The 18268-nt window shown below is 73.0% G+C and carries 17 protein-coding genes; 2 read left to right on the plus strand and 15 right to left on the minus strand.

The window, feature by feature from the left end; all coding sequences use genetic code 11:
* Positions 1 to 2 precede the first annotated feature (2 nt).
* Positions 3 to 1508 (plus strand): M48 family metallopeptidase, encoded by a 1506-nt coding sequence (locus AB0J53_RS21890; protein ID WP_364175034.1) that lies wholly within the window; start codon positions 3 to 5, stop codon positions 1506 to 1508.
* A 7-nt stretch (positions 1509 to 1515) separates the two neighbouring features.
* On the opposite strand, the gene ppdK is transcribed toward AB0J53_RS21890, so the two are convergent.
* Positions 1516 to 4164: a pyruvate, phosphate dikinase gene (gene ppdK, locus AB0J53_RS21895; protein ID WP_364175037.1), complete on the minus strand. Its 2649-nt coding sequence runs from the start codon at positions 4162 to 4164 to the stop codon at positions 1516 to 1518.
* Positions 4165 to 4475: 311 nt separating this feature from the next.
* Between ppdK and AB0J53_RS21900 the strand changes: the two genes are divergently transcribed.
* Positions 4476 to 4892 (plus strand): hypothetical protein, encoded by a 417-nt coding sequence (locus AB0J53_RS21900; protein ID WP_357585070.1) that lies wholly within the window; start codon positions 4476 to 4478, stop codon positions 4890 to 4892.
* On the opposite strand, the gene AB0J53_RS21905 is transcribed toward AB0J53_RS21900, so the two are convergent.
* The 14 genes from AB0J53_RS21905 to AB0J53_RS21970 form a co-directional block, all read right to left on the minus strand.
* Positions 4885 to 6198: a HAMP domain-containing sensor histidine kinase gene (locus AB0J53_RS21905; RefSeq protein WP_364175041.1), complete on the minus strand. Its 1314-nt coding sequence runs from the start codon at positions 6196 to 6198 to the stop codon at positions 4885 to 4887. The two genes, AB0J53_RS21900 and AB0J53_RS21905, sit on opposite strands and share 8 nt — an antisense overlap.
* Positions 6195 to 6857, minus strand: coding sequence for a response regulator transcription factor (locus AB0J53_RS21910; protein ID WP_364175043.1), 663 nt, complete (start codon positions 6855 to 6857; stop codon positions 6195 to 6197). The genes AB0J53_RS21905 and AB0J53_RS21910 overlap by 4 nt, the downstream gene beginning before the upstream one ends.
* Before the next feature lie 9 nt (positions 6858 to 6866).
* A complete protein-coding gene (locus AB0J53_RS21915; protein ID WP_364175046.1) occupies positions 6867 to 7712 on the minus strand; it encodes a trypsin-like peptidase domain-containing protein in 846 nt (281 codons plus the stop codon).
* On the minus strand, positions 7709 to 8650 hold the full coding sequence (locus AB0J53_RS21920) for a VWA domain-containing protein (protein ID WP_219509539.1): 942 nt from the start codon (positions 8648 to 8650) through the stop codon (positions 7709 to 7711). The genes AB0J53_RS21915 and AB0J53_RS21920 overlap by 4 nt, the downstream gene beginning before the upstream one ends.
* Positions 8647 to 9606: a DUF58 domain-containing protein gene (locus tag AB0J53_RS21925; RefSeq protein ID WP_364175049.1), complete on the minus strand. Its 960-nt coding sequence runs from the start codon at positions 9604 to 9606 to the stop codon at positions 8647 to 8649. The genes AB0J53_RS21920 and AB0J53_RS21925 overlap by 4 nt, the downstream gene beginning before the upstream one ends.
* Complete coding sequence (locus tag AB0J53_RS21930) at positions 9603 to 10583, minus strand: MoxR family ATPase (RefSeq protein WP_364175052.1); 981 nt, start codon at positions 10581 to 10583, stop codon at positions 9603 to 9605. Before AB0J53_RS21930 ends, AB0J53_RS21925 begins: the two co-directional genes overlap by 4 nt.
* On the minus strand, positions 10580 to 10723 hold the full coding sequence (locus tag AB0J53_RS21935) for a hypothetical protein (RefSeq protein ID WP_364175054.1): 144 nt from the start codon (positions 10721 to 10723) through the stop codon (positions 10580 to 10582). The genes AB0J53_RS21930 and AB0J53_RS21935 overlap by 4 nt, the downstream gene beginning before the upstream one ends.
* A 98-nt stretch (positions 10724 to 10821) precedes the next feature.
* Positions 10822 to 12393 carry a fused response regulator/phosphatase gene (locus tag AB0J53_RS21940; RefSeq protein ID WP_364175057.1) on the minus strand — a complete coding sequence of 524 codons (1572 nt, stop codon included), beginning with the start codon at positions 12391 to 12393 and terminating at the stop codon, positions 10822 to 10824.
* Positions 12386 to 14035 (minus strand): ATP-binding protein, encoded by a 1650-nt coding sequence (locus AB0J53_RS21945; protein ID WP_364175060.1) that lies wholly within the window; start codon positions 14033 to 14035, stop codon positions 12386 to 12388. The genes AB0J53_RS21940 and AB0J53_RS21945 overlap by 8 nt, the downstream gene beginning before the upstream one ends.
* Complete coding sequence (locus AB0J53_RS21950) at positions 14032 to 15045, minus strand: ATP-binding protein (protein ID WP_364175063.1); 1014 nt, start codon at positions 15043 to 15045, stop codon at positions 14032 to 14034. The genes AB0J53_RS21945 and AB0J53_RS21950 overlap by 4 nt, the downstream gene beginning before the upstream one ends.
* 12 nt (positions 15046 to 15057) lie before the next feature.
* Entirely contained in the window at positions 15058 to 15462 is a 405-nt protein-coding gene (locus AB0J53_RS21955) for an anti-sigma regulatory factor (protein WP_364175066.1), read from the minus strand.
* Entirely contained in the window at positions 15459 to 15824 is a 366-nt protein-coding gene (locus tag AB0J53_RS21960) for an STAS domain-containing protein (RefSeq protein WP_364175069.1), read from the minus strand. The genes AB0J53_RS21955 and AB0J53_RS21960 overlap by 4 nt, the downstream gene beginning before the upstream one ends.
* Positions 15824 to 16660, minus strand: a complete 837-nt coding sequence (locus tag AB0J53_RS21965) for an STAS domain-containing protein (RefSeq protein ID WP_364175071.1) — start codon at positions 16658 to 16660, stop codon at positions 15824 to 15826. The genes AB0J53_RS21960 and AB0J53_RS21965 overlap by 1 nt, the downstream gene beginning before the upstream one ends.
* A 148-nt stretch (positions 16661 to 16808) precedes the next feature.
* Positions 16809 to 18194, minus strand: a complete 1386-nt coding sequence (locus AB0J53_RS21970) for a glycine--tRNA ligase (RefSeq protein ID WP_219509529.1) — start codon at positions 18192 to 18194, stop codon at positions 16809 to 16811.
* Positions 18195 to 18268: the final 74 nt, after the last annotated feature.

Consider the following 18268-nt stretch of genomic DNA (forward strand, 5'->3'; position numbering starts at 1 on the left):
TCATGACGACTGCGTTCCGGGCCGTGCTGGCCTTCACCCTGCTCGCCGGCTTCTACGTGCTGGTGGGCTCGGTCGTGACGGCGGCGCTGGTGTTCGACGTGCTGCTCGTCGTCGACTTCCACGCCAACGGGCTGCGCGCGGCGATCGTGCTGACGCTCGCCGCCGCCGCGCTCGTGCAGGCGCTGGTCATGGTGAGCCGGCGGCCGGGCGGTGAGGAGCCGGGCGTGGCGGTGTCGCGCGAGCACGAGCCGGTGCTGTGGCAGACGGTCGAGGAGCTGGCGCGGCGGGTGCGCACCGCGCCGCCCGACGAGATCCGCCTGGTGCCGGAGGTGAACGCGGCCGTGGCGGAGGACACCCGCTTCCTCGGCCTGGTGGCGACGCGGCGGCGCATGTACGTCGGGCTGCCGCTGCTGCAGACGCTGACGGTCGACGAGATGCGCGCGGTGCTCGGGCACGAGCTGGGCCACTACAGCGGCTCCCACACCCGGCTGGGCGCGCCGGTCTACCGGGGGCGCGTCTCGCTCATCGCGACCGTGGGGCACCTGGGCCGCCATCCGATCATCCAGAAGGTGTTCGCCGCCTACGCCAAGCTCTACCTGCGCATCTCCCAGGCGGTCTCGCGCCGGCAGGAGCTGGAGGCCGATCAGCACGCGGTCGCGATCGGCGGCCGGCAGGCGATGGCGCAGGCGCTGCGCAAGATCCACCACACGGCGATCGCGTGGGACCTCTACACCGAGGGCTATCTGGCGCTGACGGGGGCGGGCGGGTGCCGGCCCGCGGCGGTGTTCGGCGGCTTCTACTCGCTGCTGAACGATCCGGCCAGGCAGGCCGAGCTGGCGCGGCTGGGCGAGCAGCCTCAGGAGACGTCCCCGTACGACTCCCATCCGAGCCTGGCCGAGCGGCTGGCGGCGATCGAGCTGCTACCGGAGCCCGAGCACGTGCCGGACCCGCGTTCGGCGCTGACGCTGCTGCGCGACGCCAACGTGGCCGCGCACGCCGTCGAGGAGTCGATGTGGACGCCGAAGGCGCTGGCGGAGCTGCGGCCGGCGTCGTGGGACGAGCTCGTCGCCGAGGGCATGTACGCGGTCCGCAACGCGGGCGCGCTGCACGACCTGGCGACGGCCGGCGGGCAGGTCATGGGGGCGAACCGGCCCTACCTGGACGCGGCGTTCGAGGCGATCGCCCGGGGCCGCCAGGCCGAGCTGGAGGAGCGGCTGCGCGCCTCCGGCTGGGAGTCCGAGGGGCCGGTGCTGGCCACCGTGCTGCGGCTGGCCCTGGAGGCGGTGCTCATCCAGCACGGCCAGGCCCGCTGGTCGCTGTCGTGGGCGGGCCCCGCCCGGCTGCTCTACGACGACGGCGAGGAGGCGGCGCTGGCCGAGTACGCGGCCCAGGTCGCCGCCAGCCCGGCCGCCGTCGCCGGGCTGCGCGCCTGGCTGGGCGACCAGGGCGTGCCCCACGACTACGTGCCGCCGGGCGCCGAGCAGCCGGCGCCCGTGGCGGCGGTATGAGGGTCCGCTAGCGCGAGTCGGAGTCGCTGCCGCTCAGCGCCGCGCGGCCCGCCTCCAGGCGGGCCACCGGGATGCGGAACGGCGAGCAGGAGACGTAGTCGAGCCCGGTGTCGTGGCAGAAGTGCACCGAGTCCGGGTCCCCCCCGTGCTCGCCGCAGATGCCGACCTTGAGCCCGGGCCGGGCCGCCCGCCCCTCCTGCACCGCCAGCGCCACCAGCCTGCCGACGCCGTCGCGGTCGAGCGTCTCGAACGGCGACACGCCGAAGATGCCCAGCTCCAGGTAGCGGGAGAAGAACGCGGCCTCCACGTCGTCGCGGGAGAACCCCCAGGCCATCTGGGTGAGGTCGTTGGTGCCGAAGGAGAAGAACTCGGCGGCCTCGGCCACCTGCCCGGCGGTGAGCGCGGCCCTCGGGGTCTCGACCATGGTGCCGATCAGGGCCTCCACGCCCGCCTCCGCGAGGATCGCGGCGGCCTCCTCACGGACGGCCTCCAGCTCCTGTACGGCGGCGACCAGCGGGATCATGATCTCCGGCCTGGCCCCCGGCACCTCGCGGGCCGCCTGGGCGATCGCCCGGACCTGCATGGCGAACAGGCCGGGGATGACCAGGCCGAGCCGTACGCCGCGCAGGCCGAGCATCGGGTTCTGCTCGTGCAGCCTCTTGACGGCGGCCAGCAGGGCGCGGTCCTTGTCCGTGGCCCGGCCCGTGGCGTCCTTGACGGACAGCGCCACCATGTCGGGCAGGAACTCGTGCAGCGGCGGGTCGATGAGCCGGATCGTCACCGGCAGGCCGTCCATCGCCCGGAAGATCTCCGCGAAGTCGGCCTTCTGGAGCGGCTCCAGCGCGTCGAGCGCGGCCTTGCGCTCCTCGTCGCCGGAGGCGAGCACCAGGTCCTCCACGAGCTGCCTGCGCTCGCCCAGGAACATGTGCTCGGTGCGGCACAGCCCGACGCCCTCGGCGCCGAAGCGGCGGGCGCGGGCCGAGTCGTCCGGGGTGTCGGCGTTGGCCCGCACGCCGAGGCGGCGCACGGAGTCGGCGTGCCGCATGATCCGGTCGACGGCGCGGACGAGGTCGTCGTCGGACCGGTCCCCGCTGCCCGCCGAGCCCTCGAAGTACTCCACCACGGCCGAGTCGACGACGGGCACCTCGCCCAGGTAGACCTCGCCGCTGGTGCCGTCGATGGAGATCACGTCGCCCTCGGACACCACGACGCCGCCGGGGGCGGTGAAGCGGCGCTCGTCCACGGACACCTCCAGCTCCTCCGCGCCGCACACGCAGGTCTTGCCCATGCCGCGGGCCACCACGGCGGCGTGGGAGGTCTTGCCGCCGCGGCTGGTCAGGACGCCGCGGGCGGCGATCATGCCGGACAGGTCGTCGGGGTTGGTCTCGCGGCGGACCAGGATGACGTCCTCGCCCCGGGCGGCCAGCTCGACGGCGCGTTCGGAGGAGAAGACGGCCTGGCCGACGGCCGCGCCCGGCGAGGCGTTCATGCCTTTGGCGATCTTCTTCTTCTCGGCGCCGCCGTCGAAGCGCGGGAACATGAGCTGGGCGAGCTGGTCGCCGGTGACGCGGGTGACGGCCTCGTCCATCGTGATGAGGCCCTGGTCGACGAGCTGGGTGGCGATGCAGAACGCGGCGGCGGCGGTGCGCTTGCCGACCCGGGTCTGCAGCATCCACAGCTTGCCGCGCTCGATCGTGAACTCGATGTCGCACAGGTCCCGGTAGTGGTTCTCCAGCTTCTCCATGATCGCCAGCAGCTCGTCGTACGAGCGCTTGTCGAGGCGTTCAAGGTCCTGGAGCGGGATCGTGTTGCGGATGCCGGCGACCACGTCCTCGCCCTGGGCGTTCTGCAGGTAGTCGCCGTAGATGCCCTGCCTGCCGGTGCCCGGGTCGCGGGTGAACGCGACGCCCGTGCCGGAGTCGTCGCCGCAGTTGCCGAACACCATCGCCACGATGTTGACGGCGGTGCCGAGGTCGGCCGGGATGCGCTCCTGGCGGCGGTAGAGGATGGCGCGCGGCGCGTTCCAGGAGTCGAAGACGGCCATGACGGCCAGCCGCATCTGCTCGCGCGGGTCGGCCGGGAAGTCGCGGCCGGTCCGCTCGCGCACGATGCCCTTGTACGTCTCCACCAGGCCCTGGAGCTCGCCCGCGTTCAGGTCGGTGTCCTGGCGGTCGCCCTTGAGCGCGTCGAGCGCGTCCTCGAACAGCTCGCCGTCGATGCCGAGCACGGTCTTGCCGAACATCTGGATGAGCCGCCGGTAGGAGTCCCAGGCGAAGCGCTCGTTGCCGCCCGACTGCTTGGCCAGGCCGTGCACGGACTCGTCGTTGAGCCCGATGTTGAGCACCGTCTCCATCATGCCGGGCATCGAGAACTTGGCGCCGGAGCGGACGCTGACCAGCAGCGGGTCGTCGGCCTGGCCGAGCTTGCGGCCCATGCCTGCCTCCAGCGCGCTCAGGTGCGCGGCGACCTCGTCCTCCAGGCCGTCGGGCAGGGCGCCCTCGGCGAGGTAGTGGCGGCACGCCTCCGAGGTGATCGTGAACCCCGGAGGGACGGGCAGCCCCAGGTTGGTCATCTCGGCGAGGTTGGCTCCCTTGCCGCCGAGGAGATCTTTGAGATTCCTGTTGCCCTCGGTGAAGTCGTAAACGTACTTGGCCACCACAGCTCCAATCAACGCTTCTGTCCGGGACTCTACCGGCGAAATAGATGATGAAACTGCACCCTTAGGATAAACCACTGTTTTGCCTGGTCAACACCGAAACAGAGGTCTAATCCACTCAATATTCGGCAAGCTTCGACAATTGGTTTATACCAATGGTTCAAACCAATTCCGAAGAGGTTTCCGCGTGCCCGGGCGGAATCGGGGGCGCGGAACCACGCCCTTTACAACCCGGCCTGACTGGAGCAGCGTGACTGTTCAGCCCCGTCCCCGCGATCCCACGGTGACCGGCGGCTGGGATCCTCGGCCCCGTGCTTTCCACGACACGCCGACTGACGGCCGCCGTCTGCCTGGCGGGAGCGGTCGCCTGCGCAGCCACGACCCCCCAGTCCGGGGAGCTCTTCCACATGACCGTGCTGCGTCCCGGCGACTGCATCGCCGAGATCTACGGCGACCTGACGGCGACGCTCGTGCCGTGCGGGCTGCCGCACGCCGCCGAGTTCTCCTCCATGTACGTGCTCCCCGAAGGCCCATGGCCGGGCGAGACCGAGGCGATGCGCAAGTCCAGGGCCTGGTGCGCCGACAAGATGCGGGTCCTCCCGGACAAGCGGCACCTCGTGGAGGCCACCGCCGTGCTCCCGCTGGAGCACGAGTGGCCGCGCCACCGCACCGCCTACTGCATCGCCGTGCCGCGCAAGGGCGAGCTGGTCGGGCGGGTGCTCAAATGAGCGGGTCCGCCTCCGGCGCCGGGCCCGGCGCGCCGTCCCGCGCCGGCAGCCACAGCACGAACGTCGACCCCCGGCCCACCTGCGAGAACACCGCCACCCTGCCGCCGTGCGACTCCACGATCTGCCGGACGATCGCCAGGCCCAGGCCGGTGTGGCGGTCCCTGCGGCTCGCCTCGCCGCGCCAGAACCGGTCGAACACCCGGGCCTGGTCGGCCGCCTCCAGCCCGGGCCCGTCGTCGCGCACCGCCACCCACAGCCACCCGCCGTCCGCCCCGGGGCCCGGCCGCTCCCTCCCGGGGGCCCGCCGCTCACTCCCTCGCCGCTCCCTCCCGGGGCCGGCCTCCCGCCGCCGTGCCGCCGGGGGCCCGGCGGAGGTGGAAAGGGTTTCGGCGGCCGTCCACGGGGCGCCCCAGCGGCCGGCGGCGACGCGGACCCGGCCGCCCGGCGGGGAGAGGCGCACCGCGTTGGACAGCAGGTTGGCCACCGCGCGCCGCAGCGCGTCCTGGTCGCCGGTCATCTCCAGCCCCGGCGTCAGCTCGCGGGTGATGGTGAGCGAGCGGGCCGAGGCCAGCGCCGCGTACTCCTCGCACGCCTCCCCCGCCACCCGCGCCAGGTCCAGGTCCGTGTCGGCGAAGGCGGTGCCCTGCCGCCTGGCGCTGGCCAGCAGGTCCTCCACCAGCCGCGTCATCCGGGTCGTCGCCCGGTCCACGACGGCGACCGCGCGGGCCCGCTCCTCGTCGCTGGCCTCCGGCGACAGCAGGACGGCGTCCACGTTCGCCCGGATGATCGTCAACGGGCTGCGCAGCTCATGGGAGGCGTCGTCGATGAGCTGCCGCTGCGCCCGGAACGCCTCCTCCAGCCGGTCGAGCATGGTGTCGATGGTGTCGGCGAGGTCCTTCAGCTCGTCGTTCGGGCCGCCGAGCGTGATCCGCCGGGTCAGGTCGGTCGCCTGGATCTCCTCGGTCGTCCGGGTGATGGACCGGACCGGCCGCAGCACCCGCCCCGACAGCATCCAGCCGATGCCGAGACTGGCCAGGAACAGCGCGCCGAGCGTGTAGAGGGAGTAGTCGCGCAGCGTGTCCATCGTCCGCACGTTGATCGCGTTCTCCACCTCCTCCATGAGGACCACTTCCCGCTTGCCGATGTACTCGCCGTCGCGGAACGCCTTGGCGACCTCGGTCGCGTACCCCCGCTGCTCGGTCGTGCGCGAGACGGCGAGGTAGATGCCGCCGAGCACCAGCGCCGCCAGCAGGAACAGCAGCCCGGAGTAGAGCACGGTGAGCCGGAACCGGATGGTGTGGATCATGTGGGCTCCCTGAGCCGGTACCCCCGGCTGATCACCGTCTCGATGAGCCCGTCCGCCTGGAGCTTGCGGCGCAGGTTGCCGACGGTCACCCGCACGGTGTTGGTGAACGGGTCGGCGTGCTCGTCCCAGACGTGTTCGAGCAGTTCCTCGCTGGAGACGACGTGGCCGGGCCGCGTCATCAGGTAGTGCAGCACCCCGTACTCCTTGGGGGTGAGCGCCAGCGCCCGGCCGCCCAGCGACACCTCCATCCTCGCCGTGTCGATCCGCAGCAGCCCGACTTCGAGGACGGAGGTGCCGCCGGTGTCCCTGCGGAGCAGCGCCCGGACCCTGGCCAGCAGTTCGGGGAAGGCGAACGGCTTGACCAGGTAGTCGTCGGCGCCCTCGTCGAGCCCGCGCACGCGGTCGTCCAGCCGGTCGCGGGCGGTGACCATGATGATGCGCACGTCGTTGCCCGCCGCCCGCGCCGCCCGGCACAGCTGGAAGCCGTCGCCGCCGGGCAGGTTGAGGTCGAGCAGCACCAGGTCGTAGCCGTTCACCTGGAGCTTCTCCTGCGCCGCCGGGGCGTCGAAGGCGACGTCCACGGCGTATCCGGCCCGGACCAGGCCCACGCGCAGCGCGTCGACCAGGTCCTCCTCGTCCTCGACCACCAGCAATCGCATGCCTGGACCCTAATTTCGGATGATGCGTTCCGCGATGGGCGCGGCGCGGTCGATCGGGATGGCGAAGCCGATGCCGATGTTGCCGCCGCCCCGGTCCGCCGCGATGGCCGTGTTCACGCCGACGACCTCGCCCCGGGCGTTGACGAGCGGGCCGCCGGAGTTGCCGGGGTTGATGGAGGCGTCCGTCTGCACGGCGGTGCGGGCCGAGCCGCCCAGCCTGACCTCGCGGTCCAGGGCGCTGACGATGCCGGCGGTGACCGTGCCGGACAGGCCGAGCGGCGAGCCGATGGCGAGCACCTGCTCGCCGACGGCCAGGGCGGCGGAGCTGCCGAGCGTCGCGGGCGGCAGCCCGGCGGCGCCGTCGACGCGCAGCACGGCCAGGTCCTCGTCGTCGTCGGCGCCGAGCACCCGGGCCGCCAGCCTGCGGCCGTCGCCGAGCACCACGGTCACCTCGCTCTCACCGCGTACGACGTGCGCGTTGGTGAGGACGTGGCCCCGGCCGTCCACCACGAACCCGGAGCCGCCGCCGCGCCGCAGCTCGATCGAGACGACGCTGGGGAGCACGCGGGCGGCGGTGGCGCTCATCCCGGCCAGGCTGCCCGCCGGGGCCGGGGCGGCCCTGGGCAGCGCGGCCGCGGCGGGCGGCTCGCTCCCGGCGAACACCGCCGCGCCGGCCAGACCGGCCGCGCCGCCGGTGACCGCCGCGACGAGCACGGCGGCGAGCAGCAGACGACCGCCCCGAGGCGGCGCGGCCGGCCCGGCCATCGCCCGCACGCCCGGCGTGACCGCCGGGGCCGGGCGGGTCAGGGGCGGGGTGACGAACTCCGGCCCGCTGGGCCGGCCGAGCCCGATCACGGCAGCCTCGCGAACCAGAGCATCGAGGCCCCGGCGGCCAGCAGCCCCAGGACCAGGGCCGCCGCCACGAACCACTGCCAGATCTCCTGCCGTTCGGTCCGGTAGCCGACCGACGTGCCGATGTCCTCGTAGACCGCCTGGAGCTCGTCGCCGCTGGCCGCCTCGTAGAAGCCGCCCCCGGCGGTCTCGGCCAGCTCCCGCAGGGCGGGGCCGTCCACCGGGACCGGCACCTGGCGGCCCTGCAGCTCGATGACGCCGCCCTGGGTGCCGTAGGCGATGGTGGTGACGGGCACGCCGCGCGCGGCCGCCTCCCGCGCGGCCTCGGCGACCGTCCTGCCGGTGGTGCTGGAGCCGTCCGACAGCAGCACGATGTGCGCGGGCGGCGCCTCCTCCTGGCTGTCGAGGGCGGCGATCGCCTCCAGCGACGACAGGACGGCCTCGCCGATGGCGGTGCCGGCGGACGTGGACAGCCGGTCGAGCGCGGTCAGCACCGCCTGCCTGTCGGTGGTCGGCGGGACCGCCACGGACGCGTCCGACGAGAACGCGACCAGGCCCAGGTTGAACCGCTCCGGCAGCCCGTCCACGAACTGCCGGGCCGCCTGCCGGGCGGCGGTGAACCGGTCCGGCGACACGTCGGTGGCCTCCATGGACGCGGACACGTCGAACGCCACCATGATCGTCGCGCGTTCCCTGGGCACCCGGACCTCGGCCGTGGGCCTGGCGAACCCGACGACCAGCAGCGCGAACACGCCGAGCAGCAGCGCGGCCGGCACGTGCCGCCGCCATCCGGGCCCGCGCGGGGCCACCTTGTCAAGCAGGTCCAGGTTGGTGAACCGGACGGCGTACGCGCTGCGCCTCGCCTGTGTCACCACGTACGCGACCGCGAGCAGGGCGACGGGCGCCAGGAGCAGCAGCCACATCGGCGAGAGCAGCGTCACCGGCCCCCACCTCCCGACGACAACGCCCCGGCGACACCGGGCGCGGCGGGGGCGGTGGGGGCGTGAGCGAGGCGGCGGTGGGTGAGGATGTGGCGGGCGAGGTCGCGGAGCCAGTCGCCGTCGGTGCGCAGCCGCAGGTGGGCGGCGCCGGCGCGGCGCAGGGCGGCCGCGATGGCGGCGCGCTGGGCGGCGGCGGCCTCGGCGTAGCGCAGCCGCAGCCGGGCGCCCGCCGTGGAGACCTCGCGCCGCCGCCCGGTCTCGGGGTCGACGAGCGTGAGGACGCCGACGTCCGGGAGCGTCAGCTCGCGCGGATCGAGCACCTCCACCGCGAGCGTCTGGTGGCGGACGGCGAGGCGGCGCAGCGCCGGCTCCCAGGCCGCCGGCTCGTCCAGGAAGTCCGACACCACCACGACGAGGCCACGCCGCCGCACCGCCTTCCCGAATCGCTCGATCGCCGCGCCGAGCGGCGGCGGGGCGGCGCCCGGCGGGGTGCGGGGCAGCGCGGACACGGCCCGCAGCACCGCCATCAGGTGCGCCCGCCCGGTCCTGGCGGGCAGGACGCGGACGCCGTCGCCGTGCAGCAGGTGGGCGCCCATCCGGTTGCCGGTCCGCTGGGTGAGGAAGCCGACCGCCGCCACGGCGGCCAGCGCGAGGTCGCGTTTCTCCATCGTGGCGGTGCCGAAGTCCATGCTGGCCGTGGCGTCGAGCAGCGTCCACACCTCCAGCTCGCGGTCGGCGACCTGCTCGCGCACGTGCGGCTCGGCGGTGCGCGCGGTGACGTTCCAGTCCATCCGCCGCACGTCGTCGCCGGGCCGGTACGGCCGGGCCTCGGCGAGCTCGCTGCCCGGCCCGGGGAACAGGCCCAGGTGCTCGCCCTGGAGCAGCCCGTCGAGCCGCCTGGTGATGACCAGCTCCAGCCTGCGCAGCGCGGGCTCGGCCGCCAGGTGGGCGGTCATGCGGCCGCGTCCTGCTGCGGGGCGATGACCGGGAGCGGCACCGCCGACAGGACCTGGTCCACGATCGACCTCGGCGGCACGTCGTCGGCCAGCGCGTCGAACGACAGCACCAGCCGGTGCGCCATCACGTCGGGCGCGAGGTCGCGGATGTCGTCGGGCAGCACGTACGAGCGGCCGCGCATGAGGGCGAGCGCCCGTCCGGCGGCGAGCAGGCCGAGCGTGGCGCGCGGGCCGGCCCCGAAGGCGAGGTGGCGGCCCAGGCCGGGCAGCCCGTAGCGGTCGGGGGCGCGGGTGGCGTGGACGAGGCGGACCGCGTACTCGGCGACGGCGTGGTGGACGAACACCTGGTCGGCGCGGCGTTGCAGCTCGGTGAGCCGGTCGGGGTCGAGCACGCGCTGGGGCACGGGCGGGTCGACGCTCATCCGGTAGGCGATCGCCAGCTCCTCCGACTCGCTGGGGTAGCCGACGTCCACCTTGAGCAGGAAGCGGTCGCGCTGGGCCTCCGGCAGGTGGTAGACGCCTTCGGACTCGATCGGGTTCTGCGTGGCCAGCACCAGGAACGGCGTCGGCACCTGGTGGGTGACGCCGCCGATGCTCACCTGCCGCTCGGCCATGATCTCCAGGAGCGCCGACTGGACCTTGGCGGGCGCCCGGTTGATCTCGTCGGCGAGCAGCAGGTTGACCATGACCGGGCCGAGCTCGATGTCGAACGTCTCGGTCGACGGCCGGTAGATGCGGGTGCCGACGATGTCGGACGGCACCAGGTCGGGCGTGAACTGGATGCGGGCGAACGTGCCGCCCACCACGGTGGCCAGGGTGTGGGCCGCCAGCGTCTTGGCGATGCCCGGCACCCCTTCGAGCAGGCAGTGCCCCCTGGCCAGGACCGCGACCAGCAGCCGCTCGACCATGTGGTCCTGGCCGACGATCACCCTCTTGACCTCGAACAGCGCCCGTTCCAGCAGTTCGGCGTCGGTCATGGCCTGACCTCGGGGCAGTCGTCCACGACGAGCCGGAGCTCCAGCGCGGACGGCTCCGGCCCGGCGTGCGCGGCGCCGCCCGTCAGGAGCAGCGCGCCGCCGGCCAGGAGAAGGGCGGCGATACGTGTGGTACGTGGCATGGATCCCCTGTCCCTTTCATCGGGTTCAGGGCCATGTCATCAAGCGGGCGCGAAAACGTAGGTAACTGCGGCCTTTATGCGATTTTTCGGTGGGGTGGTCAGGCGTCGCGCCGCAGCACCACGAGCGCGACGTCGTCCTCCCGCGTCCCGAAGGCCGCCAGCATCCCGTCGCAGAACGCCTCCAGGTCCTCCCCGACGGTCTCGGCCAGCGCCCTGGCCCGCTCCAGGCAGTCGTCCAGCAGCGTGTGCCGGTCCTCCACCAGCCCGTCCGTGAACAGCATGACCGTCCCGCCGGGCGGCAGCACGAGGTGGTCGACCTTGTACTCCTCGTCGGCCACGCCCAGCATGAGGTTGCCCATGCCGTGGTAGCGGGCGTCCGGCCCGGCCATCAGCGGCGGGATGTGCCCGGCGTTGGCCAGCGCGATCTCGCCCGTCGCCGGGGTCAGCAGCATCAGGCAGACGGTCGCCGTCATGCCCGGGTGGTAGCGCCGCAGCACCTTGTTGAGCAGGTCCATCGACGCCGACAGGTTCACCTCGTCCATGACGGAGGCACGCAGCGCGTGACGCAGCTCGGCCATGACGGTCGCGGCGTGCAGCGAGTGGCCCATCACGTCGCCGATCGCCACGAGCATCCGCTCGCCCAGGCTCAGCACCTCGTAGAAGTCGCCGCCCACCTCGATCCCGCCGCCGGCGGGCTCGTAACGCAGCCCCAGCGTCACCCCGGGCACGTCCGGGACGTGCGAGGGCAGCAGGCTGCGCTGCAGCGTGATCGAGATCGCGTGCTCCTCGGTGTAGGCGCGCCGCGCGTCGACGGCCAGGGCCAGCTCCTGGGCGAGCTGGCGCAGCAGGTTGACCTCGTCGGCGTCCAGCTCCGGGCCGGACTCCACGCCGAGGAAGAGCGGCGGCCTGCCCTTCCTGGTCCGGCAGAGGACCCCGGTGACCGGCACGCCGTCCTCCGCGTCGGGCACCAGCTCACGCCACCGCCCGGGCGGCAGGGTGATCACCTCGGCGCCCGTCGACCGGCCGAGCGCGATCGCGGTCAGGCGCTCCAGCAGGCTGGGGGCGACGCCCTTGCCGGCCGCCGCCTCGCCGGGGCGTGCCCGGTAGCGGCGCAGCCGCCCGTCGGCGGGCAGCGCCAGCGCGCCGGAGACGCGGCCCATGATCTCGGCGGTGCCCGCCACCGCCACCGACAGCAGCCGCTCGAAGGAGTCGGCCCGGTTGACGCGCAGCGTCGTCTCGGCCAGCCTGGCCAGGCGCCAGGCCATCACCTCGGCCTGCCGCCGCGCCCGCGAGTAGCGCAGCGTGGCCACGACGGTCGCGGTGAACTCGTCCGGCTCGATGGGCTCCGACAGGTACGCGTCCGCGCCGCGCTCCAGCCCCTCGGTCCGCTCGGCCACGGTGACGGCGTTGGCCGACACCTGGATGACCGGGATCGAGGCGGTCGCCGGGTCGGCCTTGATGCGCTCGCACACCGCGTAGCCGTCGAGGCCGGGCAGCCGCACGTCCAGCACCACCAGGTCGACGCCGCCCCGGGCGAGCACCTCCAGGGCCTCCTCCCCGGTGCCGGCCTCGACGACCTGGTGGCCGGCCCGGCGCAGCCAGCTCGACAGGATGTAGCGCTTGGTGGGCGTGTCGTCCACCACGAGGACCGTCGCGGGCGGCTCAGCCACGGCTCGTCCCCGTGGCCTCGCGCACCGCGCGCAGCAGGTCCTCGCGGCGCAGCCGGTCCTTGGACAGCACCGGATGGCCCGCCACGGCCCTGCCCGGCGCCACGGTCACGACCACCACCGGCACCTCCCGCAGGTTCTCGTCCTCCGCCATGCGCTGGAGCAGCGCGTTGCCGTCGAGGCGCGGCATCAGCATGTCCAGCACGACGACGCCGGGCCGCCGCTCCTTCATCATGCTCAGCGCCTCGGCGCCGTCGCCGGCCTCGTCCACGTGGACGGCGAAGCCGTGCAGCATCCTGCGGGCCAGCGCGCGGAACGCCTCGTCGTCGTCGGCGATCAGCAGCCGCTCGATCTCGGGCACCAGGTGGTGGCGCGGCAGCCGGACGGTGACCGTCGTGCCCTCGCCCGCCGCGCTCGCCAGCTCCAGGCTCCCGTCCAGCGCCTCCACCAGCCTGCGCGCGTACGGCAGGCCGATGCCGGTGCCCCTGACCGCGGCCTGGAGGGGGCCCGGCACCTGGTAGAACTCCTCGAAGACGTGCTCCAGGTCCTCTCGGGGGATGCCGATGCCGGTGTCGGCCACGGTGACGACCACCTCGTCGGCTGCCTCGTCGAGCTCCGCCCGCAGCCGCACCTCGCCGCTCCGGGTGAACTTCAGCGCGTTCGACAGCAGGTTGCGCAGCACCCGGGTGAGCATGACCGCGTCGGTGTAGATCTCGGCCGCCTCGGGGGCGACCGAGGTGCGCAGCTCCACCTCGCCGGTCGGCTGCATCGTGACCCGGAGCTGCTCCACGAGCCTGGCCAGGTCGCACAGGCCGAGCTCGGGCTGCAGCCGCCCCGATTCGGCCTTGGCCATGTCGAGCAGCTCGCCCACCAGCGCCAGCAGCGTCTCGGCCGAGCTGCCGATGAGCCGGATCTGGTGCGCCTGCTCCTCGGTGAGCGGCTCGCCGCCGGGGCCGACGAGCAGCCGGACCAGGCCGATGACCGAGTTGAGCGGGGTGCGCAGCTCGTGGCTGAGCGTGGTCCAGAACCGGTTCCTCGCCTCCGACGCCTCGCGGAGCTGGGTGGACTTCTCGTCGAGCTCGGCGTAGAGGGCGACGACGCCGCGGTTGGTCTCCTCCAGCTCGCTGGAGAGCTGGTTGTACAGCGCCAGGACGCCGGTGTTGGTCTCCTGCAGCTCGCTGTTGAGCCGCCGCACGTCCTCCAGCGCCGTGGCCAGTTCCTTGTTCTGCGCCCGCAGTTCCTCCAGCGCGCTGACCGGGGTCAAGCCTGCCAGGCTGTCACGGATGCGCTCGGCGGGCGGGCCCTGGCGGCGCGGGGGCAGCCGCTTGACGATCGTGACCGGCCCGCCGGGCGTGGCGGTGACCTCGTCCACCAGGCGCCGGGCGAGCGCCAGGCCCTCCGAGGAGCACAGCGCGTCGGGGGCGCGCTCGACGGTGATGAGCAGCCGGTCGCTCTCCAGCGAGAACACGACCAGGGCGCCGGTGCCGACCATCTCCCGGCCGACCTCGCTGAGCGCGGTCGCCACGCGGACCTGGTCCTGCGTCTCCAGCCCGGACAGCCGCGCCACCGCACGGCCGAGGCGGCGCAGCGAGAAGACGTCCTGGTCGCCGGCCAGCCGCAGCCGGGCCACCTCGGTCCCGCTCATGGCCGCGGCCTCACGATCACCACGCAGGCGTCGTCGCGGCGGCTGCCCGCCTCGCGCAGCAGCCCGGCCGCGATCACGGCCGGGGAGCGGGTGAACAGGCCCGGGACCGCGCCGGCGGACCAGCGCTCGGTCAGCCCGTCGGAGTGCAGCACGACGCTGGCGTGCTCGCCCAGCTCGTACTCGTACTGGCGCAGCGTCCCGCCCTGGTGGCCGGCGATGCCCGGCACGGAGATCATGCCCTGGCGGCCGTCGGCGCGGGAGATCCAGCCGGAGACGTTGCCGAGCCCGGCGTAGCTGACGGCGGCGGGGGTGACGCGCGCCACCGCGACCGCGCCGCCCCGGGTGGAGTTCAGGCCGCGGTGGACGCGGGCGAGGATCTCGCGCGGCTCGTCGCCGGGCGAGCGCAGGAACAGCGCCACCGCCTCTCGGGAGGCCTGCGCGGCGGCCGGGCCGTGCCCCAGCCCGTCGCACACCAGCACGGTCGTCACCGGCCCGTCCGTGACGATCGCGTACGAGTCGCCCGACACGCTCTCCTCGCCGATGGGCCGCACCAGGCCGCTGGCCGGCGGGAGCGCGTCCAGCTCCGCCTTGCCGAACTGGACGGCGAGCACGGTGCCCTTGCCCGGCAGCGAGTGGACGTCGTAGCGGGAGGCGATGCGGGCGATCGCGCCCAGGCCGATGCCGAGCGTGCCGGACGTGGAGTAGCCGTCACGCAGGGCGCGCGCCACGTCGGGCATGCCCGGCCCCCGGTCCAGCGTGATCAGCTCGACGACGTCCGGGACGCCCGGGCAGAGCCGGACCAGCGCCATCCCCTGCTCGGCGTGCTTGACCAGGTTGGAGACGGCCTCGGTGGCCGCCACCGCCACCTGGCCGGTGCGGTCGTCCCCGAACCCGGAGGCCAGGGCCAGCCCGGTGGCCAGCCGGCGCACCGCGCCGACCGCGCTGGGGTCCTCGGCGCGTATCCAGGTGTCGTCGCCGAACTGCCTGATGCCGTCCACTAATCCGGCCACCTATCCGGCCACCTATCTGGCCCACTTCGTCACGGTCACCGTCGTCCCCTTCCCGGGGGCCGAGGTCAGCTCGAACTCGTCGACCAGCCGCCGGGAGCCGCCCAGGCCCAGGCCCAGGCCGCTGCCGGTGGTCCAGCCGTCGGTGAGGGCCTGCTCCACGTCCGGGATGCCGGGGCCCTCGTCGGCGAAGGACAGGCGGAGACCCCGGCGCAGGCCGTTGTCGACGATCTCGACGCTGGCCCGGCCTCCCCCGGCGTACACGAGCGCGTTGCGGGCGAGCTCGCTGGCCGCCGTGACGACCTTGGTCTGATCGACGAGGGAGAGCCCGACGTCCACGGCCAGGGCGCGGACCCGCTGGCGCACGGCCACGACGTCGGCGTTGCTCGTGATCGGCAGCTCGTGACCGCCGCCGGTCATCGTGACGTGCTCCGGGTGTGGTCCAGCAACGCGACGCCCTTCTCCAGGTCGAGGGCGGTGCGCACGCCGCCCAGGGACAGGCCGAGCTCGACCAGCGTGATGGCCACCGCCGGGCGCATGCCGACGACCACGGTCTCGGCGTCGAGCATCCGCGACATGGCGGCGATCGTGGCCAGCATGCGGCCGATGAACGAGTCGACGATCTCCACGGCGGTGATGTCGATGATGACGCCGCGCGCCCCGGTGGAGACCACCCTGTCGGCCAGGTCCTCCTGGAGGGCCAGCACGCTCTGGTCCTCCAGGTCGACCTGGATGGAGATGATGAGGATGTCGCCCAGCTTGAGAATGGGGACGCGCTCCATCAGACCTCCTCGGTGCGCACCGCGATGCGGGTGCGGCGGGGGGTGCTGATCTCGGTGCCGCTGCGGCTGAGCGCGTAGGCGAGGGCGTCGGCGAGCGAGGCCTTGGTGACGATGTCGCCGAACTCGATGCCGAGCGTGACGATGGTGTGCGCGATCTGCGGGCGGATGCCGGAGATGACGCATTCGGCGCCCATCAGGCGGGCGGCGAAGACGGTCTTGAGCAGGTGCTGGGCGACCTGGGTGTCGACGGCGGGGACGCCGGTGATGTCGATCACGGCGTGCTCAGAGCCGGTCTCGACCAGCGTCTGCAGCAGCTTCTCCATCACGACCTGGGTCCTGGCCGAGTCGAGGGTGCCGATCAGGGGCACCGCGACGATGCCGTCCCACAGCTTGACGACGGGCGTCGACAGCTCCAGGAGCTGTTCCGCCTGGTCCAGGATGATCGTCTCGCGGGCGGTGGCGTACACCTCGAACGTGTAGAGGCCGAGGTCGTCGATCAGCCGCGAGAACCAGATGAAGCCGCGCAGGGCGTCGGCGGAGCCGTCGCTCTCGACGGCCTCGTAGACGGCCTCCTTGAGGCTGTAGACCGCGCGCGCGGTGTCGGAGGGGGTGTGGCCCTGCCGGGCGCGCTCGCGCGACAGCTCGGCGAGCAGGCCGCGGACGTCGGTCAGGTCGTCGCGCCCCTCGCCGATGGCGAGGCGCAGCGCCTGGTAGATGTCCCGCAGCTCCTCGCCGGACGTCCTCGCCAGGGCGGTCCAGCGCCGCAGCACCCGCTCTTCCTCGGCGGTGAGCAGGTCATGGATGCGTCGCCTGGTGGCATCGGCGTGAGCGGTCAAGGGTGACCTCCGGGCAGATCGGGACATCGGCAGTTCATGAATGCTACAAGCGAGGCATGTGGTGGTACGTCCAGATATGCGAGGATCGGCGCGAACGGAACGCGAAAGGGCCGCACCGGAGTGCGGCCCTTCCGTGAACGCGTGCGCGTCAGTCGTTGAGGTGCTGACGCAGGTAGGAGTCGACCTGGTCGAGGGCGATGCGCTCCTGGCTCATGGAGTCGCGCTCGCGCACGGTGACCGCCTGGTCGTCCAGGGTGTCGAAGTCGATCGTGATGCAGAACGGCGTGCCGATCTCGTCCTGGCGGCGGTAGCGGCGGCCGATCGCGCCCGCGTCGTCGAACTCGACGTTCCACCGGCGGCGGAGCTGGGCGGCCAGGTCACGCGCCTTCGGCGACAGGTCGGCGTTGCGCGACAGCGGCAGCACCGCGGCCTTGACCGGGGCCAGGCGGTGGTCCAGGCGCATGACCGTGCGCTTCTCCATCACGCCCTTGGCATTGGGCGCCTCGTCCTCGGTGTAGGCGTCGAGCAGGAACGTCAGCGTGGCCCGGTCGACGCCGGCGGCCGGCTCGATCACGTACGGGACGTAACGCTCGCCGGTGTCCTGCTCGAAGAAGCTGAGGTCGACGCCCGACGCCTTGGAGTGGGCGGTCAGGTCGAAGTCGGTGCGGTTGGCGATGCCCTCCAGCTCACCCCACTCCGAGCCGGTGAAGTTGAAGCGGTACTCGACGTCCACGGTCCGCTTGGAGTAGTGGGACAGCTTCTCCTTGGGGTGCTCGTAGAGCCGGAGGTTGTCCTTGTTGATGCCCAGGTCGGAGTACCAGCGGAAGCGCTCGTCGATCCAGTACTGGTGCCATTCCTCGTCGGTGCCGGGCTTGACGAAGAACTCCATCTCCATCTGCTCGAACTCGCGCGTGCGGAAGATGAAGTTGCCCGGCGTGATCTCGTTGCGGAACGACTTGCCGATCTGGCCGATGCCGAACGGGATCTTGCGGCGGGCCGACTGCTGCACGTTCTGGTAGTTGATGAAGATGCCCTGGGCGGTCTCGGGCCGCAGGTAGGCCAGGCCGGACTCGTCCTCGACCGGGCCGAGGAAGGTCTTGAGCAGGCCGCTGAACTGCCTGGGCGCGGTGAAGGAGCCCTTGTTGCCGCAGTTGGGGCAGGTGATGTCGGCCAGGCCCCCGGCGGGCTCCTTGCCGTTCTTCTCCTCGTACGCCTCGAGCAGGTGGTCGGCGCGGAAGCGCTTGTGGCAGGACTGGCACTCGGTCAGCGGGTCGGTGAAGGTCTCGACGTGGCCGCTGGCCTGCCACACCTCGGGGGCGAGGATGACGCAGGAGTCGAGGCCGACGACGTCCTCGCGGGCCTGGACCATCGACAGCCACCACTGCCGCTTGACGTTGTTCTTCAGCTCGACGCCCAGCGGACCGTAGTCCCATGACGCGCGCAGTCCGCCGTAGATCTCGCTCGACGGGTAGACGAGCCCGCGGCGCTTGGCGAGGCTGACGATGGTGTCCATGACGTCGGTGCGTCGTGCCATGTTGGTCGGTTCTCTTTCCGGCTGGAGGTCGGCGAGGGAATTCTCAGTGGACTCTCAGTGAGGTCCCAGCTTAG

Source organism: Nonomuraea sp. NPDC049725, assembly GCF_040674795.1.
GTDB lineage: Bacteria > Actinomycetota > Actinomycetes > Streptosporangiales > Streptosporangiaceae > Nonomuraea > Nonomuraea ceibae.